At 69.2% G+C, this 23,755-nt stretch carries 17 protein-coding genes; 11 read left to right on the plus strand and 6 right to left on the minus strand.

Annotation, left to right across the window (positions count from 1 at the left end):
* Nucleotides 1–55: 55 nt before the first annotated feature.
* Nucleotides 56–1,090: a polyamine ABC transporter substrate-binding protein gene (locus CIW48_RS18660; protein ID WP_197739357.1), complete on the minus strand. Its 1,035-nt coding sequence runs from the start codon at nt 1,088–1,090 to the stop codon at nt 56–58.
* Nucleotides 1,091–1,333: 243 nt separating this feature from the next.
* Complete coding sequence (locus tag CIW48_RS18665; protein WP_149312102.1) at nt 1,334–2,527, minus strand: alpha-hydroxy acid oxidase; 1,194 nt, start codon at nt 2,525–2,527, stop codon at nt 1,334–1,336.
* A 682-nt stretch (nt 2,528–3,209) separates the two neighbouring features.
* On the opposite strand from CIW48_RS18665, the gene CIW48_RS18670 reads away from it, so the two are divergent.
* The 4 genes from CIW48_RS18670 to CIW48_RS18685 all read left to right on the plus strand — a co-directional run bounded on the left by CIW48_RS18670 (nt 3,210) and on the right by CIW48_RS18685 (nt 7,913).
* Nucleotides 3,210–4,373 carry an ABC transporter substrate-binding protein gene (locus CIW48_RS18670; protein ID WP_149312103.1) on the plus strand — a complete coding sequence of 388 codons (1,164 nt, stop codon included), beginning with the start codon at nt 3,210–3,212 and terminating at the stop codon, nt 4,371–4,373.
* 64 nt (nt 4,374–4,437) lie between these two features.
* Complete coding sequence (locus CIW48_RS18675; RefSeq protein WP_012329745.1) at nt 4,438–5,313, plus strand: branched-chain amino acid ABC transporter permease; 876 nt, start codon at nt 4,438–4,440, stop codon at nt 5,311–5,313.
* On the plus strand, nt 5,310–7,139 hold the full coding sequence (locus CIW48_RS18680) for a branched-chain amino acid ABC transporter ATP-binding protein/permease (protein ID WP_149312104.1): 1,830 nt from the start codon (nt 5,310–5,312) through the stop codon (nt 7,137–7,139). The genes CIW48_RS18675 and CIW48_RS18680 overlap by 4 nt, the downstream gene beginning before the upstream one ends.
* A 6-nt stretch (nt 7,140–7,145) precedes the next feature.
* A complete protein-coding gene (locus tag CIW48_RS18685; protein ID WP_091776701.1) occupies nt 7,146–7,913 on the plus strand; it encodes an ABC transporter ATP-binding protein in 768 nt (255 codons plus the stop codon).
* 161 nt (nt 7,914–8,074) lie between these two features.
* On the opposite strand, the gene CIW48_RS18690 is transcribed toward CIW48_RS18685, so the two are convergent.
* From CIW48_RS18690 to CIW48_RS18700, 3 genes are all read right to left on the minus strand, one after another.
* Nucleotides 8,075–8,320 carry an ABC transporter permease subunit gene (locus CIW48_RS18690; protein WP_173009308.1) on the minus strand — a complete coding sequence of 82 codons (246 nt, stop codon included), beginning with the start codon at nt 8,318–8,320 and terminating at the stop codon, nt 8,075–8,077.
* Between the two features lie 141 nt (nt 8,321–8,461).
* The gene (locus CIW48_RS18695) at nt 8,462–10,045 is read right to left on the minus strand and encodes a GMC family oxidoreductase (protein ID WP_149312106.1); all 1,584 of its coding nucleotides are present in this window, start codon (nt 10,043–10,045) and stop codon (nt 8,462–8,464) included.
* On the minus strand, nt 10,042–11,601 hold the full coding sequence (locus tag CIW48_RS18700) for an ABC transporter substrate-binding protein (RefSeq protein WP_149312107.1): 1,560 nt from the start codon (nt 11,599–11,601) through the stop codon (nt 10,042–10,044). The genes CIW48_RS18695 and CIW48_RS18700 overlap by 4 nt, the downstream gene beginning before the upstream one ends.
* Before the next feature lie 252 nt (nt 11,602–11,853).
* Here CIW48_RS18700 and CIW48_RS18705 point away from each other — a divergent pair, with 252 nt between their 5' ends.
* From CIW48_RS18705 to CIW48_RS18720, 4 genes are read left to right on the plus strand one after another with little or no spacing between them, the layout of a single operon-like run.
* A complete protein-coding gene (locus CIW48_RS18705) occupies nt 11,854–13,437 on the plus strand; it encodes an ABC transporter substrate-binding protein (protein ID WP_149312108.1) in 1,584 nt (527 codons plus the stop codon).
* Nucleotides 13,434–14,420, plus strand: a complete 987-nt coding sequence (locus tag CIW48_RS18710) for an ABC transporter permease (protein WP_149312109.1) — start codon at nt 13,434–13,436, stop codon at nt 14,418–14,420. The genes CIW48_RS18705 and CIW48_RS18710 overlap by 4 nt, the downstream gene beginning before the upstream one ends.
* Complete coding sequence (locus CIW48_RS18715; RefSeq protein ID WP_149312177.1) at nt 14,420–15,256, plus strand: ABC transporter permease; 837 nt, start codon at nt 14,420–14,422, stop codon at nt 15,254–15,256. Before CIW48_RS18710 ends, CIW48_RS18715 begins: the two co-directional genes overlap by 1 nt.
* Nucleotides 15,253–16,905, plus strand: coding sequence for an ABC transporter ATP-binding protein (locus tag CIW48_RS18720; RefSeq protein ID WP_149312110.1), 1,653 nt, complete (start codon nt 15,253–15,255; stop codon nt 16,903–16,905). The genes CIW48_RS18715 and CIW48_RS18720 overlap by 4 nt, the downstream gene beginning before the upstream one ends.
* A gap of 9 nt (nt 16,906–16,914) precedes the next feature.
* Here CIW48_RS18720 and CIW48_RS18725 read toward each other — a convergent pair whose 3' ends face one another.
* The gene (locus CIW48_RS18725) at nt 16,915–18,951 is read right to left on the minus strand and encodes a molybdopterin oxidoreductase family protein (protein WP_149312111.1); all 2,037 of its coding nucleotides are present in this window, start codon (nt 18,949–18,951) and stop codon (nt 16,915–16,917) included.
* An 80-nt stretch (nt 18,952–19,031) separates the two neighbouring features.
* Between CIW48_RS18725 and CIW48_RS18730 the strand changes: the two genes are divergently transcribed.
* The 3 genes from CIW48_RS18730 (at nt 19,032) to CIW48_RS18740 (ending at nt 23,292) form a co-directional block, all read left to right on the plus strand.
* A complete protein-coding gene (locus tag CIW48_RS18730) occupies nt 19,032–19,931 on the plus strand; it encodes a fatty acid desaturase (protein ID WP_149312112.1) in 900 nt (299 codons plus the stop codon).
* Nucleotides 19,928–20,962: an alpha/beta fold hydrolase gene (locus CIW48_RS18735; protein ID WP_149312113.1), complete on the plus strand. Its 1,035-nt coding sequence runs from the start codon at nt 19,928–19,930 to the stop codon at nt 20,960–20,962. Before CIW48_RS18730 ends, CIW48_RS18735 begins: the two co-directional genes overlap by 4 nt.
* 290 nt (nt 20,963–21,252) lie before the next feature.
* Complete coding sequence (locus CIW48_RS18740) at nt 21,253–23,292, plus strand: YgiQ family radical SAM protein (protein ID WP_149312114.1); 2,040 nt, start codon at nt 21,253–21,255, stop codon at nt 23,290–23,292.
* Nucleotides 23,293–23,755: the final 463 nt, after the last annotated feature.

Here is a 23,755-nt window from a genome sequence, read left to right on the forward strand (position 1 = left end):
CGCCACCCCCACCCTACGCTGCCCGCGCAGGGGGCGGAGGATCAGAGAGCCGGCCTCAACGCGCCATGATGTTCTCGGCGAACCACTTGCGCCACACAGCGGTCTTCTCGGCCCTGAGCTTCGGATCGATGTTGATGGCCTGAGACTTCCACTGTTCGGCCGTGGTGAATACGCCCGGGAGCTTGGCGATTTCGGGGTCGACCTTGGCGTTGGTGACGGTGGGGCTGCCCTTCTTGAGTTCCGCAATCTTGGCCTGCACTGCCGGGTCGAGGGCGATGTTGATGAACTTGTAGGCCAGATCGGCTTTCTTGGAGCCCGCGTTTATTGCCACCGTGTCGATGCCGAGCACGCCGCCTTCCTTCGGAATCACCACGGTGATCGGCACGTCCTGGCCCTTCATGTAGTAGGCGTTCATGGTCAGGACGACCTGGACCGGCGTCTCGCCGGTGGCGATGAGCTGCTGGCTGTTGGCGTCGTTGGTGTAGAAGGCCCGGAAATTGGGCTTTAGCGCCTCGAGCTTGGCCTGTCCCTTCTCCCAGGTGGCCGGGTCGCCGCCCGAGAGCAGCGCCGAGACGGCGATGATGTGACTGGGGTCGAAGTCGGGCGCGGCGAGGCTGTTCGTCAGCCTCGGGTCCCACAGATCGGCCCAGGAGCCAAAGGTCATCCCCGTCGGGACGAGGTCCGCCCGGTAGCCGATCGTGTAGACGTAGCCCCAGGTGCCGATATGGGCGGGGCTGACCCTGGCCTGATCGACGAGGTTCGCCGCGTTCGGGATCTTCGCGAGGTCGAGGGTCTCGAACAGGCCGTCATTGACGTAGAGCCAGCCGACATGGGCGGTCGTGAAAGTGACGTCGCTCTCGGGCGAACCCTTGGCGAGCTTGGCCTTGTTCAACCTGTCGATGGTGCCGCCGGTAATGTACTCGACTTCGGCGCCGGTCTCGGCCTTGAATTTCGAGGCGATGGCCTCGTCGATCAGATCACGGAAGCTTCCCCCCCAGGTGCTGACGACAAGCTTCTCGGCCGCCTGAACCGGAACGATCGAGGCGATCAGCACCGAGACGGCGATGAGAGAGGCTGGAAGGGATGTCACGTCGGCTGTTCCTCTTGATGAGATCGGCTGATGGTGCTTTGCAAATAGAGGGCCATTTGCTCAAACCGAGACTGACCGATATCTTCACTCAAATATACGAACGACCGATTTCATTATTTCATCTCGGCTCAGGCTGGAAAAACTAGACCGCCAAGCGACGCCATAAAGTAAGATTTACGGAGGCCTCTGGATCGGAAATTTTGATGCAGGGAAGCTCTGCATCGAAATGGCTGTCGCGCGCCGTCAGGACGCGATCCGGCGCGCGGGTGGCGCATCGTTGCGGGTATCCTGCGCGGCGGGCGTCCAGAGGATCGACCGGTCGACGGCGCGGATGTCGCGATGGCCGCACAGAGCCATCGTCGTGTCGAGTTCCGTGCGGATGATCTCCAGGGATCGGGCGACGCCCGCCTGGCCGTAGGCGCCGAGCCCATAGAGGAAGGCGCGCCCGATGAGTACGCCCTTCGCGCCCAGCGCGATGGCCTTCAGCACGTCCTGGCCCGAGCGGATCCCGCCATCCATCAACACCTCGATGCGCGTGCCGACCGCCTGCGTGATCCGGGGAAGCGCGACTATGGACGACGGGGCGCCGTCGAGCTGCCTCCCCCCATGGTTAGAGACGATAAGCGCCTCCGCGCCGGTCGCGGCTGCCTTCTCGGCATCTTCGACGTCCAGAACGCCCTTCAGGATCAGGGGGCCCTGCCAGCGGTCGCGGATCCGTCTCACGTCGTCCCAGTCAAGGCGCGGGTCGAACTGGTCCGCCGCCCACGCGGAGATGGAGCGAGTGTCGCGCACACCTTCCACATGTCCCACGATGTTGCGGAAGGTCCGGCGCTTCGTGCGCAGCATGGACCAGCACCAGCGCGGCTTGGTCAGGAGATCGAGGGCGGTGCCCGGCGTCAGCTTCGGCGGGGCCGACAGGCCGTTCCGGATGTCCTTGTGGCGCTGGCCGAGGATCTGGAGGTCCAGCGTCAGGACCAGGGCCGAGCAGCCCGCCGCCTTCGCGCGGTCGATGAGGCGGTCGTTGAAGCTGCGGTCGCGCATGAAGTACAGCTGAAACCAGAACGGCTTGCTCACCTTCTCCGCGACATCCTCGATGCTGCAGATGCTCATCGTGGACAGCGTGAACGGCACGCCTGCCGCCTCCGCCGCCCGCGCCGCCAGGATCTCGCCGTCGGCGTGCTGCATGCCCGTGAGCCCCGTGGGCGCTAGGGCGACCGGCATCGCGACGGCTTGGCCGGCCATCGTCGTGGCGAGGGAACGGTTGGTCATATCGACCGCGACGCGCTGGCGGAGCTTGATACCGGCGAAATCGGCCTCGTTCGCGCGGTAGGTCGACTCGGTCCACGAACCGGAGTCGCAGTAATCGTAGAACATCCGCGGTACGCGCCGCTTGGCAACCCGCCGCAGGTCCTCGACCGTCGTGATAATGGGCGCCATGGGATGTTCGGCCTCGCGATCGGATGAGGGGACGGATCGCGGGAGTCGCAGGATCGCGCCCGCTGACCCAGCTGCCCTGAGCACTGCAAGCGTCTCAGGGCCCGATGACCCGTGTCGGGCGTTCAACGGTGCAACGGTTTGCTGGAAAACGAAAGGCCAAGCGGCCGGAACCCTCTGTCAAAGCGGGGCTGAGGCGGGGATGCGCGGCATTCCCATCGACGTCGAACGATTCGGCCGAGGCGGCTTCAGGTCACGAAGCCGGGCATGACCTCCGACATCGCCGCTCGCGGCCTGCCCGCTTCCGGACTCAAGCCGCAGGCACGCCGACGTCCCGCGCGGCTGAGACACATGGGTGCCGGTCCATCACCTTCGCGTTGTGTCGAAGCTGGCAGGATCGCGCGAGCGTACAGACCTTCTATAAAACTCATGGATCTCGTCCGCGCCCGAGACAAGCGTCGGAGGTCTGCCTGAAAATACACATAGAGTGTCTGTGGTGCGTGTCTCTCCGCGATCGCTCGTCCCGTTCGCCGCGCCGCACCGGAGGCCGCCGAGTGACGATCTGAAGGCTTCTTCTCATTGAAGCAGACCAGCGAACCTGTCGCAGGATAGACATCGCCGCGCGGAGTATGGACCATCGTTGGCAACGCCGGCCTCGAGCATCGGCGGTGGGACGGATACGCCAATGAGGACGACGCGCCGCGTTTTCTTGACGGGTGCCGCATCCGCGCTCGCGGGCGGTCTTGCGCCGGGCGTGATCCGCTCGGCTTGCGCACAGGGCGCCGGGGCGACGGTCCGGATCGGCATGGTGCTTCCGGTGACGGGGCCAGGCGCGGATGCCGGCCGCTACGCGCTCGCCGGGGCCAAAATCGCCCTGGAGGCGGTCAACAAGGCCGGCGGGGTGCTGGGAAAGCCGCTGGAGATCGTCACCGAGGACGATCAGACCACCAACCCGGGCGCGGTCTTCGCCTTCTCAAAACTCGCTTCGCAGAGCGACCTCGTTGGCTTCCTCGGCTCGATCCGCTCGACGCAGAACCACGCCATGGCGCCCGACATCCTGAAGACGGGCAAGCCTGTCTGTTTCGGCGGTACCGATCCGGTGCTGACGCAACTCGGCAATCCCTGGCTGTTCCGCTTCCGCCCCAACGACAGCTTCTCGGCACGGGTGATCGCCGAGCATGGCGTCAACGGGCTGGGCAAGAAGAAGTGGGCGATCATCCACTCCACCGACGCTTTCGGCACCAGCGGCGCCAAGGCATTGACCGAGAGCCTCGCTCAGGGCGGCGCTACCGTCGCCCTCGACCAGGGCTACACCAACCAGAGCCAGGACTTCACGCCAGTCGTGCTGGCGATCCGGCAGTCGGGCGCCGACGTGATCGGCTCGTACTTCACCTTCGAGAACGACATCGGCATCTTCGCGCGGCAACTGCGCCAGCTCGGCGTCACCGCACCCTGGGTCGGCTCCCCGTCGATCACCAACGTGACCGCCCTGAAGCTCGCCGGACCGTCGCTCTACGGCACCTACGGCGTGGCCGATTACGCCGAGGAATCGAGCGACGCCGCCCGCGCCTTCGGCAAGGCCTACCGGGCGGCGATGAAGGTCGCCCCCGACAACCAATCGTCCTGGACCTTCGACGCGGTCACGGTGCTGGCCAAGGCGATCAACACGGCGGGCAAGACCGACCCGCAGGCGATCCGCGAGGCGATTCTCGCGGTGCGCGGCCACGAGGGCGCCGAGGGCACCTACAACTTCGACAAGAACGGTGACGGCCTGCACGGCTACAACGTCGTGCGCAACGACAAAGGCAACATCGTCTTCGACCGGCGGATCGACTTCTACAAGGGTTGAGACCGGGTCTTCACCGCCCAGGCGCGGGAACAACCTTCGACGGGGACATGAGAGTGCGGACCGCATGGACCTGATCCTGCAGCTCCTCTTCACCGGGATCGGCATCGGCTCCGTCTACGCCCTGGTGGCGCTCGGCTTCGTGCTGATCTTCCGCGCCACCAACGTGGTGAACTTCGCCCAGGGCGAGTTCTCGATGGTGGCGGCCTTCCTGATGGTGGTCTTCGCCGTCGACCTGCAATGGCCCTACTGGCTCTCGCTCCTCCTCACCCTTGGAGGGATGGCGCTGCTCGGCGCGCTGTTCAATCTCGGCGTCTACTATCCGCTGCGCCACCGCAGCTACCTGCCGGTGATCATCTCGACCATCGGCGCCTCGATCTTCCTGGCCAACACCACGCTCGCCCTCTACGGACCGCAGCCGCAGGTGCTCCCGCCCGTCTTCGAGACCCAAGGGTTCCTGCTCGGGCCGGTCTTTCTCGACAGCCAGTATCTGCTGATCATCGCGGTGACGGCGGCGCTGGTGGCGTTCCAGTACTGGTTCTTCGAGCACACCTTGGTCGGCAAGAAGCTGCAGGCGACCTCCCAGGACAAGGAGATGGCCGCACTCCTCGGCATCCCGGTGGCCGGGATGATCATGCTGACCTTCGTGTACAGCGCGGTGCTCGGCGGCATCGCCGGCATCCTGGTGGCGCCTGTGCTGTTCGTGTCGATCCAGATGGGGGCCACGATCGCCCTCAAGGCGTTCGCGGCGACCATCATCGGCGGCTTCGGCGACGTGACCGGGGCGATCATCGGCGGCTTGGCGCTCGGCATCATCGAGACCTTCGGGGCGGCCTACATCTCGGTGCCCTACAAGGACGCCTTCGCCTTCCTGGTCCTCGTGGTCTTCCTGGTCGTGCGCCCGCAGGGCCTGTTCGGCGAGCGCGTGGCGGAGAAGGCATGAGCGGCACCCCCTCCCCCGTCGCCAGCCCGGCCGCATCGGCGCCGGCCCCCCGACGTCTGTCCCTCGGCAGCCTTGCCTACGCGGTGCTGGCGGCCGTCCTGATGGCGCTCGCCGCCACGACGCCGCTCAGCGGCTACGCCCTCAATATCCTGATGCAGGCGGCCACCTATGCCATCGCGGTGATCGGGCTCACCATCGTGCTCGGCCTGTGCGGGCAGATCAACTTGGCCCAGGCCGCCTTCTTCGGGATCGGCGCCTACGCGGTCGGGCTCGGTACGGTCGACGGGGGGCTGAACTTCTGGATCTGCTTGATCATCGGCCTCGGCCTCGCCGTAGTGCTCGGCGCCGGGCTCGGCGCCTCTACGCTGCGGCTCGGCGGTCACTACCTCGCCATGGTGACGATCTCGTTCCAGCAGATCCTGACGCTGGTGCTCACCAACTGGATCCCGGTGACGCACGGGCCCGACGGCGTGCCCAACATCCGCCGCCCTACCCTATTCGCGGACGGGCAGAGCTACCTCGCTTTGTGCGTGCTCGTCCTGGCGATCGTGGGCTGGCTCGTGTGGCACATGCCGCAGACCCGGCTCGGGCGCGCCATGCGGGCGGTACGGGACAACGAGCTCGCCGCGGGCGTATCGGGGATCGACATCTACCGCACCAAGATCGCGGCCTTCGCGCTCGGTGCGCTTCTTGCGGGGCTCGGCGGCGGCCTGTTCGCCGGCAGTTTCACCTATATTAGCCCGGACCAGTTCTCCTTCGCCGAGTCGATCGTCTTCCTGACGATGGCGCTTCTCGGTGGCGTCGGCTCGCCGGTGGGCGCCGTGATCGGCACGACCCTGCTGATCCTGATCCCGGAATGGCTCCGCTTTCTCAAGGAGATTCCGGGGCTCTACCTCGCGATCTACGGGCTCGCGGTGATCCTGATCGTGGTGTTCATGCCTGACGGGATCTGGGGGTTCCTCGGCGACCAGGTCCGGCGCCTGCGCCGGGTCCGCCCTGCGCAGGCGCCAGTGCCCGAACTCACGCTCATCCAGGGTGAGGCCTCCGCCGCGCCGATGCTTGAGGTCTCGGGGCTTGCCAAGCACTTCGGCGGCCTCAAGGCGGTGGACGCGGTGAGCTTCACGGTGGCGCGGGGCGGCATTCACGCGCTGATCGGGCCGAACGGCTCCGGCAAGACCACGACGCTCAACGTCCTCTCGGGCCTCTACAGTCCCACGGGGGGCACCGTGCGCCTGGCCGGACAGGACATCACGCGGCTGCCGCCGCACCGGCGGGCGGCGGCCGGCATCGGGCGCACCTTCCAGAACATACGCCTGTTTCGCTCCATGAGTGCCCTGGAGAACGTCATCATCGGCGCTGAGCGGCCCAACAACCCACTTTCCGCCCGTGATCGGGCGGCCCTGGAGGCCCGCGCCCGGGCGGCCCTGGCCTTCGTCGGCCTCGAGGCGCGGGCGCTGGAGCCGATCTCCGGCTTCTCGTACGGGCACCAGCGCCTGATCGAGATCGCCCGGGCGCTCGCCGGCAACCCCGTGCTGCTGCTGCTCGACGAGCCGGCCGCGGGTCTCAATTCCACCGAGAAGATTGCGCTGACGGGGTTGCTGCGCCGGATGGCCGCCAAAGGTCTGACCATCCTGATCATCGACCACGACATGACGCTGGTGAGCGACGTGGCGGGTCACATCACCGTGCTGAACTTCGGCCGCCGCATCGCCGATGGCGTCACGGCAGGCGTGCTCCGCGAGCCCGCGGTGATCGAGGCCTATCTCGGCGAGGACGCCTCCGCGGGCCCGGCAACGAGCCTGAAAACCGACCTCGCTCCGGTGTGACCCGCGATGACGCCACCTGAGACCCCGCCCGCCGCGCCGCTTCTGCAGATCCGCGACCTCGTGGTCCGCTACGGGGAGATCGAGGCCGTGCGCGGATTGTCGGTCTCCGTTGATGCCGGGGAGGTCGTGACGCTGCTCGGCTCCAACGGGGCCGGCAAGTCAACAACCCTCAAGGCGATCTCGGGGCTCGTGCGGCCCGCCGCCGGCACGATCCTGCTGGAGGGGCAGCCTCTTGAGGGCCTGAAGCCGGAGGCGATCGTGCGCATGGGTGTCGCCCACGTGCCGGAGGGGCGCCGGATCTTCCCGGGCCTGACCGTGCGCGAGAACATCATGCTGGGCGCCTCGAACCGCTCCGGGCTCGCCAAGCGGGCCCTGCGCGACGAGGTCGAGGCGATGTTCGACCTCTTTCCCGACATCCGCCGGTTCGGCGACGCCCTGGGCTGGACGCTGTCGGGGGGGCAGCTTCAGATGGTGGCGCTCGCCCGCGGTCTGATGGCCAAGCCGCGCCTCTTGCTGCTGGATGAGCCCTCCCTCGGCTTAGCTCCGGTGATCGTCCAGGCAGTGTTCGCGATCATCGCCGAGGTGCGCCGCCGCGGGACCACGGTGCTGCTGGTGGAGCAGAATGCCCGGATGGGTCTCTCGGTCGCCGATCGGGGCTACGTGCTCGAGACGGGCCGGCTCGTCCTGGAAGGCGAGCCTCAGGCATTGTGGGCCAACGACGAGATCCGATCGGCGTATCTCGGAGGACGGACGAGGCCTGAGCTTGCGGTCTGACCGTACCGTTCCTCGGTGGCAGCTTCGTTTTTCACGCTGATGGCGAAGGCGGGTCCGATGGTCAGGATCTCCAGCCGCATCCGTGCCTCCTTCGTGCCGCCCGGCGGCGGATCATGTGCGGAGCGTCCGAGAAGGTCGCGCCGCGAAGGGCGACATCCTTCTCAGCGTGCGCCTGCTCTTACCACCGGCAGCAGCGCATTGCGCAGGACGTGCCCGGTCGTCACCCGAGCCTCGGCCTCGCCCTCATCGCGGGCGGTGGTGGCGTAATCTATGCCGATCTGATCCCGCAGGCAGGCGCGCATCACCCGGGCGCAGACCGCGAGGTAGAACAGCGCGAGCGCGACGGCCGGCATGACGAGGTGGCGGCCGACGTCCTGGGCCTCGTCCCGACCCTTTTTGTGCGCCACCGGTGTCGTAAGCCACTGGCCCGGGGCGGATTGCCGGCACGCCGTCATCATACCCATTCCAGGGCAAACATTCTCTGGAATATGGGCTTGAGGCGGATGCGGGCTGGCAAGTTGAAATAGCAATTCCGTCTGAAATCAATATTAAGGATTGTCTATACGGATCCTTCGAGCAAGATTTTCGCCGATCATCACGCAGGTGAAATGCAGATTGGCTCTGCAATCGCTCGGCATGATGGAGGCGTCGCAGACCCGTAATCCGTCGATTCCACGAACCTTGAGATCAGGATCGACGACGCCGGACGAGTCGTGCCAGCCGGTCATGCGGCACGTGCCGGCCGCGTGCTGGATGTCACCGGCTTCGGCGAGCATCAAAGCATCGAGATCCCCATCAGGGAGGCCCGCGGCGTCGCCGATCGGGAGCGGGCTCTCACCGAACCGGATCGCCGTCGCGAGACCGTCCAGAGCCGGATGTTCCGTCAGCCGGGCGAGGAGGCGCACCGCGTCGCGCAGCCGCACGCGGTCTCGCGGATCATCGAGCATGTTCTCGTCGATGACGGGATGGGCCTCGGGATCGGCCGAGGTGAGGTGCAGCGTCCCGCGTGAGAACGCGTCGTAGAGGCCGACGCCGACTGCCCCTTGCGGCGTCGGTTCCGGCCCGGTCAGGGTCCGGTGATTATAGGCCACCACGATCATGTCGCGCTCCCCGCCCCCCGCGAGACCGCTCGAATACGTGACGCAGCAATTGGTGTGGCGGGCATCCGGGCCGAGCGCCCGGTGCTGGGGCTTGAGATCCATCGTCGCCCGCAGGATCGGATGGTCCATGAAGTTGCGGCCGACCGCCTCATGCGCCTGGCGGACGGGAATGCCGAGGGCGCGGAGCGGCTCGACCGGGCCGATCCCGGAGCGCATCAGGATCGCCGGGCTGTGGACGGCGCCGGCGCAGAGCACGATCTCGCGGCCATGGATCTCGGTCCAGGGCTCCGCACCGAAGCGGACGCGGAGTCCGACCGCCCGTTGTCCTTCGAACAGGACGCGATCGACCAGCGCCTCGCAGCGGATGTCGAGATTCGGCCGGTCACGAGCCGGCTCCAGGTAGCCGTCATTCGTCGTCACCCGGTGACCGTTTCGGCTGTTGATCGGGTTGCACGAGACCCCCTCGCCCGTCGGCGCATTGAGATCCGCCTTCCAGGGATAGCCCGCCGCGAGGGCAGCCTCGCGAAGGCCCAGATCCACCGCGCCCCAGGCCTCCAGCTTCGCGCGGTAGACCGGGAGCGGGCCGCCGCGCCGGGCACCGTCCGCGGCAGCGAAATCGGCGTCGTCCTCGATCCGATCGAAGAGGGGCAGCACATCCCGGGCCGACCAGCCGGTGCAGCCCTGCTCGGCCCAGGCGTCGAAGGCCGCCGGGACGCCGCGGATCGCGATCTGCGCGTTCACCGTCGAGCTGCCGCCGAGCGCACGACCGCGCCAGTAGAAGCGGGGCTCCTGCACACGGGTTCGCCGGCTCATCAGCCCGGGCCACTGCCAGTCCGCCTGATGCTCCGGGTCATGCATGAACGGGACGATGTTGGCCGAGCGCAGCGCCGGGGGCGCGTCGGTGGAGCGCCAGTCGCGTCCGGCCTCCAGCAGGAGCACACGCCGGTGCGGATCCTCCGACAGGCGGGCCGCCAGCGCCGCTCCGGCGGAGCCGGCGCCGACCACGACGATATCGTACGGGTTTGCGCTCATTGTTTCTCGACGTTCCAGAAGAGCGGGATGGCGGAGGGGATCAGGCCGGTGAGGGAGGTCCGGTAGGCCGCCGGCTGGGCGAACTGGCCGAAAGGGACGACCAGCCCCTCGCCGTAGATGACGGTCTGGATCTCGCCCGCGATGGCGCGCCGCTTCTCCAGATCGGGCTCGCGGGCGAAGCGGTCGAACAGGCCGACCATGCGCGGATCGCACATGAACCCTGAACTCGCCGCGTCCTTGCAGTTGAAGTTGATCGCGGAGTTCGTCAGCGGCGAGCTGAGATCGAGGCCCAGAGCATGGATGCCGAAGAGGCTCCACCCGGCCTTCTTCGTGCGCCGGGCGAGCAGGGCTGCCCAATCCATAACCTGCAGGTCCACGGTGAAGCCGGCCCGCTTCAGGCGGTCGGCCAGGATGGTCGAAGACACGCGCGCGGCCTCAAGATCATTGGCCACCATCACGGTCACCGGCTCGCCCTTGTAGGCGGTCGCCGCCAGGGCGGCCCGTGCCGCCGCCACCGAGGGGTCGTGCAGGAGCTCGGTCCCGACATGCGTCTCGTAGGGTGAGCCGCAGATGAAGAAGGCGTCGCAGGTTTGCGAGAAGCGCTGGTCGAGGCCGAACCCGTCCAGGACCTCGCGCTGATCGACGAGCCTCAGCAGCACGCGCCGGATCGCCGGGTCGTCGAACGGCTTGGACGCCGCGTTGATGCGATAATGGCCTGTGAACCGATGCGGGCCGGTGAAGTTCATCACCGCCAGGCCCTTGTTGGCCTCGATCTGGTCGATCAGGTCGAAGGGCGCGTACTGCATGAAGTCGATCTCACCCGCGCCGAGGGCGCCCGTGGCCGTTGCGCCGTCGGGGATGACGCGTATGTCGAGGGCGTCGATCTTCACGACCTTGCCGCCCGCCAGGAAGTCGGCCGGCTCGGAGCGCGGCCGGTAATCGGGATTCCGGCGCAGCAGCATGTGGTCGCCGGGGATGTGCGCGGTGCGGTCGTAGACGAAGGGACCGGACCCCACGACCTCGGAAAGCTGCGTCGCGGGGGGCGTCGCCGCGAGCCGGGCCGGCATGATGAACGGCACGGGGCTCGATGTCGTGCCGAGCGTGTCGAGCACGAGGCCGTAGGGCTCCCGCAGCGTCAGCACGAAGGTCCTGTCGTCCACGGCGTCGAGGGCGGCCGTCACGTCCATGAGTCGGCCGCCCAGCGCGCTGCGGGCCGCCCAGCGTCTCAGCGATGCAACGCAATCGACGGCCCGGACCGGCGTGCCGTCGTGAAAGCGCAGGCCCTCGCGCAGGGTGAAGCGCCAGGTCAGGCGGTCCTCCGACTCCGACCATCTGTCCACCATCTGCGGCTTGAACACGCCCTTCGCGTCCGGCGCGAACAACGTGTCGTAGACCATGAAGCCGAAGGTCCGCGTGATGTAGGCGGTGGTGAAGTAGGGATCGAGGGTGACGATCTCGGCTTCCAGCACCGCCTTCACCGTCGTCTCCGCTCGGGCGGAGGCCGGCGCGAGCAGGGCCGCGGCCGCGAGCAGGCCGGAAAACCAGGATCGTCTCATGTGCATTCACCCTTTGCCCTGACCCGGTAGGCAAACCGGATACCAAGCGACTGGCGCGCCGGCGGTGGGACATCGCCGGAATACGCCAGAACCGGTCCAGCGCCGGCCTCATCGACCCGGAGGTACCGCGGAGCGCGCCTGCATCCGAGGGAAATGGCCTGTTCGATGCATCAGGCTGTCCAGCGATCCCGGTCTTCGGTGGAGATCGCAGGACCGCCTTGAGCATGTTCCGAGGCGCCGGAAAGGTCACGGATGAATCGACGCGATTTCGCCAAGCTCGTTCTCGCCGCAGGCGCGGCGGGGCCGATACCCTTCGGCATCACGCGCGCCGCCGGTCAGACCCGCGGCGGGATCCTCAACACCGTGATCCAGCCCGAGCCGCCGATCCTGGTCTCGACGCTCAACCAGCAGGCGCCGACGCTCACAGTCTGCGGCAAGATCTACGAGAGCCTGCTGACCTACGACTTCGATCTCACGCCCAGGCCCGGCATGGCCCAGAGCTGGGAGCGCAGCCCGGATGGCCTGACCTACACGTTCAAGCTGTTTCCCGGCATCACCTTCCATGACGGCTCGCCGATGACCGCGGAGGACGTGGTGTTCTCGGTCACGAAGGCGCTGATGGAGGCCCATGCCCGGGCGCGCGGCACCTTCGCGCGCCTCGCCTCGGCTGAGGCGCCCGACGCGCTCACGGTGGTGTTCAAGCTGAAGGCGCCGTTCGCGCCGTTCCTGCACGCCTTCGACGCCACCACCGCGCCGATCATCTCGAAGGCGCTCTACGAGAATACCGATCTGCGGCAGAACCCGAACAACGCCCGGGCGATCGGCACGGGACCGTTCAAGCTGAAGGAGTGGGTCAAGGGCTCCCACATCCACCTCGTGCGCCACGAGGGCTACTATCGGAAGGGCGAGCCCTATCTCGACGAGATCTACTACCGGGTGATCCCGGACGCCGCCTCCCGGGCGGTCGCCCTGGAGAGCGGCACGATCCAGCTGACCCAGTGGAACGATGTCGAGGCCTTCGACGTGCCCCGCCTCAAGGCGCTGCCGAACCTCGACATGACCACGAAGGGCTACGAGTTCTACGCGCCGCATCTCTGGCTGGAGATGAACACCCGCATCGCGCCGATGAACGACAAGCGCTTCCGCCAGGCGGTGCTGTACGCCATCGACCGGGAGGCCCTGCGCAAGCGCGTGTTCTTCGGTCTCGGCAAGGTCGCCACCGGCCCGGTCTCGTCGAAGACCCGGTTCTACGAGCCGGACGTGCAGAAATACGAGTACGCGCCCGCCAAGGCGGTGGCGCTCCTCGACGCGATGGGGCTGAAGCCCGGCGCCGACGGCAAGCGGGTGAGCCTCAAGTACCTCGTGCCGCCCTACGGCGAGATGTGGCAGCGGGTGGCCGAGTACGTGCGGCAATCCCTCGGCAAGGTTGGGATCGACATCGTGCTGGAGGGCATCGACGTCGGCGGCTGGGCGGCGCGCTGCGGCAACTGGGAGTTCGAGATGTCCGCGCCCTGGACCTACCAGTACGGCGATCCGGCGCTCGGCGTGTCGCGCTCCTACATCGCCTCGAACATCCGCAAGGGCATCCTGTTCTCGAACACCTCCGGGTACAGCAACCCCGAGGTCGACCGGCTGTTCGAGGAGGCCGCCGTGGCGCAGGACGACGCGACCCGGCAAAAGCTCTACAGCCAGGTCCAGAAGATCCTGGTCGAGGACGCCGCGGTGGCGTGGCTTATGGAACTCGACTTCCCGACCTTCACCGACAAGCGCATCAAGGATCTCGTCGTCACGGGCAGCGGCGTGAACGACACCTTCGCCCGGGCCTACCGCGCATGAGGATGCTGGCCGGACTGGCCGCCTGGATCGTGCGGACGCTGGCGGTGATCCTGGTCATCGCCAGCGTGAACTTCGCCCTCGTCCATGCGGCGCCGGGCGATCCCGCGCAGGTCATCGCCGGCCAGTCCGGCGCCTCGGACGAGACCCTGCTCCGGCAGCTCCGGGCCGAGTACGGCCTCGACAAGCCCTACGCGGTGCAACTCGCGACCTATCTGGGCCGGGTGCTGCGGCTCGACCTCGGCTACTCCTACCGGCAGCAGCGGCCCGTTCTCGGCCTCGTCCTGGAGCGCCTGCCCGCGACCCTGCTGCTGACCGGCACGGCCTTCGCCCTGGCGCTCGGCCTCGGGATCCTGCTCGGCACCCTCTCGGGCGTGCGGGCGGGCCGGTGGTCGGACACCCTGATCGGCCTCGTGGCGCTGGTGCTCTACGCTATGCCGGTCTTCTGGCTCGGCCTGATGCTGGTGCTGGTCTTCTCGGTCCAGCTCGAATGGCTGCCGGCCTTCGGCTACCGCAGCGTCGGCGCGACCTTCTCGCCGCTCGGGCAAGTGGGCGACGTGCTGGCGCATCTGATCCTGCCGGCCGTCTCGCTCGCCGCGGTCTACCTCGCGGTCTACGCAAGGCTGATGCGGACCGCGATCGTCGAGGTCGCCGCCCAGGATTTCGTGAAGACCGCCCGCGCCAAGGGGCTGACCCGCGGCCGGGTGATCCGCGACCACATGATCCGCAACGCGATCCTGCCGGTGGTCACCGTCGCCGGCATGCAGGCCGGGGCGCTGGTGGGCGGCTCGGTGGTGGTCGAGACCGTCTTCGCCTGGCCGGGCCTCGGCCGGCTGGTCTTCGAGGCCCTCAGCCAGCGCGACTACCCGGTCCTGCTCGGCCTCTTCCTCGTCATGTCGGTGCTCGTGATCGTGATCAACATGCTGACCGACCTGCTCGCGCGGCTGATCGACCCGCGGATCGCCGCCTCCGCGAGGGCCGCGTGATGGGCTTCGTCCGCGCGTTCCTGCGCAATCCCGGCGGCCTGATCGGCCTCGTCCTCCTGATCGCGGTGGTCGCGGTGGCGCTGCTCGCGCCGCTTTTGGCGCCGGTCGATCCCTGGGAGATGGTCGGCGCCCCGTTCGAGCCGCCGCTCAGCCCCGACCTGCCCCTGGGCTCCGACACGATGGGCCGGGACATCGCGGCCGGGCTCGCCCACGGCGCCCGGGTCTCGCTGGCGATCGGCCTGTCCTCGACGCTCGCGGCCCTGCTGGTCGGGGTCGTGATCGGGGCGACGGCCGGATGGTTCGGCGGCCTCGTCGACGCCGTGCTGATGCGGGTGGCCGAGCTGTTCCAGACGATCCCCGGCTTCATCCTGGCCGTCCTGCTGGTCGCCACCCTGGGGCCGTCCCTGTCCCACGAGATCCTGGCCATCGCGGCGATCAGCTGGCCGCCCCTGGCGCGCCTGACCCGGGGCGAGTTCCTGCGGCTGCGGAACCGGGACTTCGTGCGCGCCGCCGCCTGCCAGGGCGAGCGGCCGGCCGCCCTGGTCCTGCGCCACATCCTGCCGAACGCCGTGGCGCCGCTCATCGTCACCGGCGCGCTCACGGTGGCCACCGCGATCCTGATCGAGAGCGCGCTGAGCTTCCTCGGCCTCGGCGACCCGAACCTGATGTCCTGGGGCTACATGGTCGGCGCCGCCCGCACGGTGATCCGGCAGGCTTGGTGGATGAGCGTGTTTCCCGGCGCCGCGATCCTCGTGACGGTGCTGGCCATCAACCTCGTCGGCGAGGCGCTCAACGACGCGCTCAACCCGCGACTCGCCCGGGGGAGCCGCGCATGAGCGAGCCGGTCCTGTCGATCACCGACCTCTCGGTCAGCCTGCCGGCGGGCGCCGACCGCGCCCAGGCGGTGAGCGGCGTCTCGCTCACCGTGGCGGCCAACGAGATCGTCTGCCTCGTGGGCGAGTCCGGCTCCGGCAAGTCGATGATCGCCCACACGATCCTCGGCCTGCTGCCGCCCGGCGTGGCGGTGGCGGGCGGCGCGGTCAGGCTGTGCGGGCGCGACGTTGCCGCCGCCACCGAGGCGGAGCTGCGGGCCATCCGCGGCCGCGACGCCGCGATGATCTTCCAGGAGCCGCTGAGCGCGCTGAACCCGCTGAAGCGGGTGGGCGAACAGATCGCCGAGGCGATCCGGGTCCAGGCCCCCGCGACGCCGCGCGCCGCGGTCGCCGCGCGGGTCGGTGCGCTGATCGAGGCCGTGGGCCTGCCCGACCCGGCCCGGATCCGCGACAGCTTCCCGTTCGCCCTGTCGGGCGGCCAGCGCCAGCGGGTGATGATCGCCATCGCCATGGCCAACAACCCGGCGCTGCTGGTGGCCGACGAGCCGACCACCGCCCTCGACGTGACCACGCAGGCCCAGATCCTCGCGCTGATCCGCCGGCTCCAGGGCGAGCGCCGGATGGGCGTCCTGCTGATCACCCACGATTTCGGCGTCGTCGCGGAGGTCGCCGACCGTGTCGTGGTGATGCGCGACGGCCGGGTCGTCGAGCAGGGCAGCGCCGAGGCGGTCCTGACCGCGCCGCGCGATCCCTACACCCGGGCGCTGGTCGCGGCGGTGCCGCATGCCGGCCGCCGCCCGGCGCGCGCGGCCCCGGCGGCGCGGTCGCCGCTCCTCGAGATCGAGGCGCTCTCGAAGACCTTCACCCTGCGGCAGGGTTGGTTCCGCCCGTCCCGGCAGGTGGTCGCCGCCGACGCCCTCTCCCTCACCCTCTCGGCCGGCGAGACGGTGGCGGTGGTCGGCGAATCCGGATCGGGCAAGTCGACCCTGGGCCAGATGATCCTGCGCCTGGCCGAGCCGGATTCGGGCCGCATCACCTTCGGCGGCCAGGATCTCCTGGCCCTGCGCGGCGAGGCCCTGCGGGCCGCACGGCGGCGCATCCAGATCGTGTTCCAGGATCCGTTCGCGGCGCTGAACCCGCGCCAGAGGGTCGGCGACGCCATCGCCCGCGGGCCCATGGCCTACGGGGCGCCGAAGGATCGGGCGATGGCCGAGGCGCGGGCGCTGCTCGACCGGGTCGGCCTGAAGGCGGGTGCGGCGGACCGGTTCCCGCACGAGTTCTCGGGGGGGCAGCGCCAGCGCATCTGCATCGCCCGGGCGCTGGCGTTGAAGCCGCGCATCCTCGTGGCCGACGAGGCGGTCTCGGCCCTCGATGTTTCGGTGCAGGCCCGCGTGCTCGACCTGCTCGCCGAGCTCCGGGCGGAGTACAACCTCGCGATGCTGTTCATCACCCACGACCTGCGCATCGCCGCGCGGATCGCCGACCGGGTGGCGGTGATGCAGCGGGGCCGGATCGTCGAGGCCGGTCCGGCCGAGACCCTGTTCGCCACGCCCGCGCACGCCTACACGCGGGGGCTGATCGCGGCGATCCCGGGCCGGCGCCTGTTCGGCGGCCTGGGAGACGCGCCGGTGCCCGAGGCGCTGACGGCCTGAGCGCCCGGCTCAGGCCGCCCGGACCCAGACCGCGGTGTCGTGGAAGGCGGCGCCGTCGTTGGGCGCCGCCGGCGCGGCGCCGATCAGGGTGTTGATCCCGCTGCCGCCCGCGAAGGATGCGCTCGGCCACAGGCTCTCGACCACCACCACGCCCGGCTGCTGCCCCTCGGCGAGGCGCGCGTGCAGCCGGACCCGGCCGCGGGCATTCCCGATCTCGATGGCGTCGCCCGTGCCGATCCCGAGCCGCGCGCCGTCCGCCGGGTGGAGCAGGCAGGTCGGCCGCCCCTCGCGGCGGAGCGACTCGGCAACGTTGGTGAAGGTGGCGTTGAGGAACTGGCGGGCCGGCGGGGCGATCATCCGGAACGGGTGCTCCGCGTCTCCGGGCTCGGCCACCGGCCAGTGATCGGGCAGGGCCGGCATCCCGTCCGCGCGGGGGCCGAGCGCCGCCCAGTCGGGGGCGAAGCGGAAGCGACCGTCCGGGTGGCCGAACCCGTTCAGGAAGTGGCTCTCGGCGAAGTCCGGCTGCGCGTCGATCCAGCCGGCGGCCTCCAGCCGGTCGAGGCCGCCCCAGCCCGAGCGGGCCAGGGTCGCGTCGGCGAGATCCCGGGCGCTCAGGTGGAATCCCGCATGGTCCGCGCCGAGCCGGGCTGCGAGCGCGCCGAGCAGCGCGTGGTTCGAGCGGCATTCCCCCGGCGGCTCCAGGATCGCCGGCCCCGCCTGGATGTGGCTGTGGCCGCCGGCCCCGTAGATGTCGTCGTGCTCCAGGAAGGTGGTGGCCGGCAGCACGAGGTCGGCCAGCGCCGCGGTCTCGGTCATGAACTGCTCGTGCACGGCCACGAACACGTCCGGCCGCGCCAGGCCGGCGCGCACCCGGGCGCTGTCGGGGGCGGAGATTGCGGGATTGGCCGACTGGATCAGCATGGCGCGCACCGGCGGCCCGCCCTGCAGGGCGTCGGGATCGTCGGTGAGCACGGCGCCAATCCGGCTCATGTCGAGCTCGCGCACGCCCGGCGCCTTGACGTCGAGGCCCTCGGTCAGGGTCTTGTCCCAGTTGAAGATCGCGGCCTGCTGCCAGAGGGCGCCACCGCCCGCGTGCTGCCAGGCGCCCGTGACGGTCGGCAGGCAGGTCACCGCGTGCAGGTTCACGGCACCGTTGCGGGTCCGCGTGAAGCCGAAGCCGCAGCGGATGTAGCTGCGCGGCGTCCGGCCGTAGAGGGCCGCGAAGGCCTCGATCGCGGCGGGCTCCAGGCCGGTGATCGCCGCCGCCCATTCGGGCGTACGCGACGCGAGATGCGCCTCCAGCGCCGCCGTGTCCTCGGCATGGGCGGCGAGGTAGGCCCGGTCCGCGTGGCCGTCGCGGAACAGCACGTGGAGCACCGCGCAGGCGAGAGCCCCGTCGGTGCCGGGCCGGGGCGCGAGGTGGAGGTCGGCGGCCGCCGCGGTGCCGGTGCGGTAGGGATCGATCACCACCAGCTTGGCGCCCCGCGTCTTGCGGGCGCGGCTGATGTGGGTCATCGCGTTGACCTGCGTGCTCACCGGGTTGCCACCCCAGACCACGATCAGGTCGGACAAGGCCATCTCGCGGGGATCCGGCCCGGCGATCCGGCCGATTCCGGCGCTCCAGCCCGCGATCGCCACCGCCGTGCAGATCGTGCGCTTGCGCCGGGAATAGCCCATCGCGTGGGTCAGCCGGTGGATGCCGTCGCGCTGGACGAGACCCATGGTCCCGCCGGAATTGTACGGCCAGACCGCCTCCGGACCCCAGCGCTCCGCCGTCTCCGAGAAGGCCGCGGCCACCCGGTCGAGCGCCGCGTCCCAGGCGATCCGCCGCCACTGTCCGCTGCCCTTCGGGCCGACGCGCTCCAGCGGGTGGAGGATCCGGTCGGGATGGTGAACGCGCTCGCCGTAGCGGCTGACCTTCGCGCAGATCACCCCGGCCGTGTAGGGGTTGTCGCCGCCCCGGACCGAGACGACGCGGCCGTCCGCCACCTGCACGTCGAGGCTGCAGGCGGAGGGGCAATCATGCGGGCAGACGGTCCGGACCAAGCGACGAACTCCCATGGCACCGGCATGGATGATGCAAGGTCCGTGCGTTTTTGAGGCGCTCACACGGTCCGGCATAACAAATGGCTTCGGCAAGCGGACGAATTCTCACGGGCACGGAGGTGAAGGCGCTGTCGCGGCGCTCGGACCTGCGCGGCGCCATGCGCCTCGGCGCCCATGTGCTGATGCTGGCCGGTTCCGGCTGGCTGGTCTGGCGCTCGGGGCCCTGGACGCTCGTCCCCGCCATGCTGCTGCTGGGAATCGTGCAATCGGCCCTGTTCGCACCGATCCATGAGACCATTCACCTGACGGCCTTCCGCTCCCGGGGCGCCAACGCGGTGGCGGGCTGGCTGGTGGCTTGTCCGTCGCTCCTGAACTGGCACTTCTATACGGCCTTCCACCTCGCTCACCATCGCCACACCCAGGATCCCGAGCGCGATCCGGAACTCGCGCTGATGCCACCCTCGACCCTCGACGCCTATGTCTGGCGCGTCCTGGCGCTGCCCTACTGGCGCACCCGCCTTCAGGTGGTCTGGGCCGGCCTGCGCGGCGACCTCTCCGCCTACCCGTTCATCCCGGAGCGCGCCGCACCTCGGATCATCCGCTCGCTTCGGGCGATGTGCGCGTTCCTGCTCGCCGTCTCCGCCCTCGCGATGGTGCTGGTCGGCTGGTGGGCACCGCTGGTGTTCTGGATCGGGCCGCAGCTTCTCGGCCAGCCATTCCTGCGGCTCTACCTGCTCACCGAGCACACACTCTGCACGATGGACGACAACGGCCTGACCAACACCCGCACGACCTTGACCAACGGCCTCATGCGGCTCCTCATGTGGAACATGCCCTTCCACACCGAGCACCACCTCTACCCGTCGATCCCGTTCCACCGCCTGCCGGACGCCCATCGGGCGATGCGCGCGCGTCTCGGCGTGCTGCAGCGGGGCTACGCCCGCTGGCATGTCGGCTTCGTGCGGACGCTGCGCGCGTGACCGGCTGGCCGACTGCCACCGGAACCTTCGATCTCGGCGACCTGCCCCTGCAATCGGGGGCAGTGCTGCCGGGCGCGCGCCTGCGATGGAAGACGCACGGGGCCCTGTCGCCCGGGCGCGACAACGTCGTGCTCTACCCGACGAGCTACGGGGCCCAGCATCCGGACCTCGAATGGTTGATCGGGCCCGATGGGGTGCTCGATCCGGGCCGCTGGTTCATCGTCATCCCGGACATGTTCGGCAACGGGTTGTCGTCGAGCCCGTCGAACACGCCGGACTGGCCGGGCCTCGTCACCGCCTGGGACAATGTCCACGCCCAGCGCCGCCTGCTCGCGGAGACCTGGGGGATCGAGCGGCTCCACGCGGTCTACGGCTGGTCCATGGGGGCGCAGCAGGCCTATCACTGGGCCGCCCTGTTTCCCGAGCAGGTCGCCCGGGCGGTGATCAATTGCGGGAGCGCCCGCACGGCCACGCACAACCGCGTGTTTCTGAAGGGCCTGATGGCGGTCCTGGAGGCGGCGCCGGAGCACCGCGGCGCGGGCCGATTCTCGGCCGAGCCCGCCGCCGCCCTCCGGGCCTTCGGACGTATCTATGCGGGCTGGGCGCTCAGCCAGGACTTCTACCGGGCGGACCTGCACCGGACCGCACTCGGCGCCCCGGATCTCGACACCTTCCTGCGCACCGACTGGGAGGAGCGCTTCGCCCGCCGCCCCGCCGCCGACCTCTACGCGCAGCTCTGCACCTGGGACGCGGGTGACGTCAGTCGCGACCCGCGCTTCGGTGGCGACCTCGTGAGGGCGCTGGGTGCGATCACGGCCCGGCTGCTGCTGATGCCGGGGGAGACCGATCTCTACTTCCGCGTCGCCGACAACGCCGCCGAACTGCCGCACCTGCGCGCGGCTGTGCTGCGGCCGATCCCGAGCATCTGGGGCCATCGCGCGGGCAATCCGTCGACCCATCCGGCCGATGCCGCCTTTCTCCGCGACACCGTGCGGGCGTTCCTGGCCTCGTCCGAAATGATCGCCCCCTGATCGTCGGGACCGGCGACAGAGACATGCGCGGACCGGCTCAGGGGTCCAAGCCCCTGTCGCGAACAGCATCGAGACGAGGCATGTCCGCATCGGGCCCATGACCGTGCCGCACGGGTATCGCGGCCGGGATCAGGCTCGGCTCCCGCCTCGCCCACGGTAGGTTTGCCATCGCGGAAACGCTTCAGGCGCAGGTGGGCGGCAAGGCTCAACCGCTCTGATACGGCGGTGATTCCCGTCACACCTTTGCGATTCATTGAGCTCGCGGTCCCGGCGGACTATGCATGGATCCCATGGAAATCCGAGCTTCCGCCAAACAATCCTTGGCTCCCTTCGCCTGTAAACCGTCACCGACCGCAAAGGCGGCGCCGTTCCTGCCGATGAGCCGCAGCGAGATGGCGGCGCTCGGGTGGGAATCCTGCGACATCGTGCTGGTGACGGGTGACGCCTACGTGGATCATCCCAGCTTCGGCATGGCCATCATCGGCCGGCTGCTCGAAGCGCAGGGCTTCCGGGTCGGCATCATCGCCCAGCCCGACTGGCATTCGGCGGAGCCGTTCAAGGCCTTGGGCAGGCCGAGGCTGTTCTTCGGCGTCACCGGCGGCAACCTCGATTCGATGGTGAACCGCTACACGGCGGACCGGCGGCTGCGGCACGACGACGCCTACACGGCCGGCGGCGAAGGCGGCCGGCGCCCGGACCGCTGCACCATCGTCTACACGCAGCGCTGCCGCGAGGCCTACAAGGACGTGCCGATCGTGCTCGGCGGTATCGAGGCCTCACTGCGCCGCATCGCGCATTACGATTACTGGTCCGACAAGGTGCGCCGCTCCATCCTGGCGGACGCGAAGGCGGATCTGCTCCTCTACGGCAATGCCGAGCGCGCCGTAGTCGAGGTGGCGAACCGCCTCGCGGCCGGGGAGGCGCCGCACGAACTCGATGCGATCCGGGGCGTCGCCCTGTTCCGCCGCGTGCCCGGTCATTACACCGAGCTGCCCGCCGACGATCTCGACTCGACGGACGAGGCCGCGACCCGCCGGCCCGGCGAGACCGTGATCCGGCTCCCCGCCTACGAGCAGGTCAAGGACGACAAGGAGGCCTATGCCCGCGCCTCGCGCGTCCTGCACCGGGAGGCCAATCCCGGCAACGCGCGCCCGCTCGTCCAGCGCCACGGCGACCGCGACTTGTGGCTCAACCCGCCGCCGATCCCGCTGACCAGCGACGAGATGGACGCGGTCTACGACCTGCCCTACGCCCGCGCGCCCCACCCGTCCTACGGCGACGCGAAGATCCCCGCCTGGGACATGATCAAGTTCTCGGTGACGATCATGCGCGGCTGCTTCGGCGGCTGCACCTTCTGCTCCATCACGGAGCACGAGGGCCGCGTCATCCAGAACCGCTCGGAGGGCTCGATCCTGCGCGAGATCGAGCGGATCCGCGACAAGACGCCGGGCTTCACGGGCGTGATCTCGGATGTCGGGGGACCGACGGCGAACATGTACCGGATGGCCTGCAAAGACCCGAAGATCGAGGCGGCGTGCCGGCTGCCGTCCTGCGTGTTCCCGGACATCTGCCCGAACCTGAACACCTCGCACGACGACCTGATCCGCCTCTACCGCAAGGTCCGCGAGGTGAAGGGCGTCAAGAAGGTGATGGTCGCCTCCGGCGTCCGCTACGACCTCGCGGTCAAGAGCCCCGAATACATCAAGGAGCTCGTGACCCACCACGTCGGCGGCCGCCTGAAGATCGCGCCCGAGCACACCGAGCGCGGCCCCCTCGACAAGATGATGAAGCCGGGGATCGGCACCTACGACCGCTTCAAGGAGATGTTCGACGCCGCCGCCAAGGAGGCGGGCAAGAAGTACTACCTCATCCCGTACTTCATCGCGGCGCATCCGGGCACGACCGACGAGGACATGATGCACCTCGCGCTCTGGCTCAAGGCGAACAACTACCGCGCCGACCAGGTCCAGACGTTCCTGCCCTCGCCGATGGCGACCGCCACGGCCATGTATCACACCGAGATCAACACCCTGCGGGGCGTGCGGCGCGGCGGCAGCGAGCCGGTCGAGGCGATCAAGGGGCTGCGCCAGCGGCGGCTGCACAAGGCGTTCCTGCGCTACCACGATCCCGAGAACTGGCCCCTGCTGCGCGAGGCTTTGCGCGAGATGGGCCGCGCGGATCTCATCGGGCCGCGGCCGGACCAACTCGTGCCGTTCTCGCAGCCGCCGGGAACCGGCGCGGGGGCGGGCAGGACGGGAGGCCAGCCGCGCCCCCGCTACACGGGCGGCGGGCCCCGATTCACCACGAAGGGCGTGCCGCTGCGGAAGTGACGGTCCGTGCACCTGATAGCGCAGCTTACGAGTGACGCGGATCGCGGATGAGTTCCGCATGGACCTGCCGACCGCAATGAGCATCCGGAACCTGCGGCCATGATGCGGCGTCGCTCCGACCGTCGCCGCAGACAGGGGCTGCTCTCGTACCGCAGCGGTCACCTCTTCGTCTGACGGCCCGGCACCTTGAACCCGGCGCGCCGCCAGATCCCTCACGCGCCGAATCTCGTCGCTCTTCTGGCCGCCTTACGCCTCACGCCCGCCGACATAGGCTTCCGCGTCACGCCATTCAGCGGATCGCGCCCCGACGCTCCGGCCTTGAGACACCAGCCTATCCTCCGGCCACTGCGTGGGGCTCACGTCCGCAGGCTTGTGCGGCTTCGTTCCCAACCGTCCTTGTACTCGCTTAGAAGCCACATCTCGGAGCGGGCCACTCCATCTGGGACGCGTCACGTCCGCTTGA

Source organism: Methylobacterium sp. P1-11 (assembly GCF_008329595.1).
Classification (GTDB): Bacteria; Pseudomonadota; Alphaproteobacteria; order Rhizobiales; family Beijerinckiaceae; genus Methylobacterium.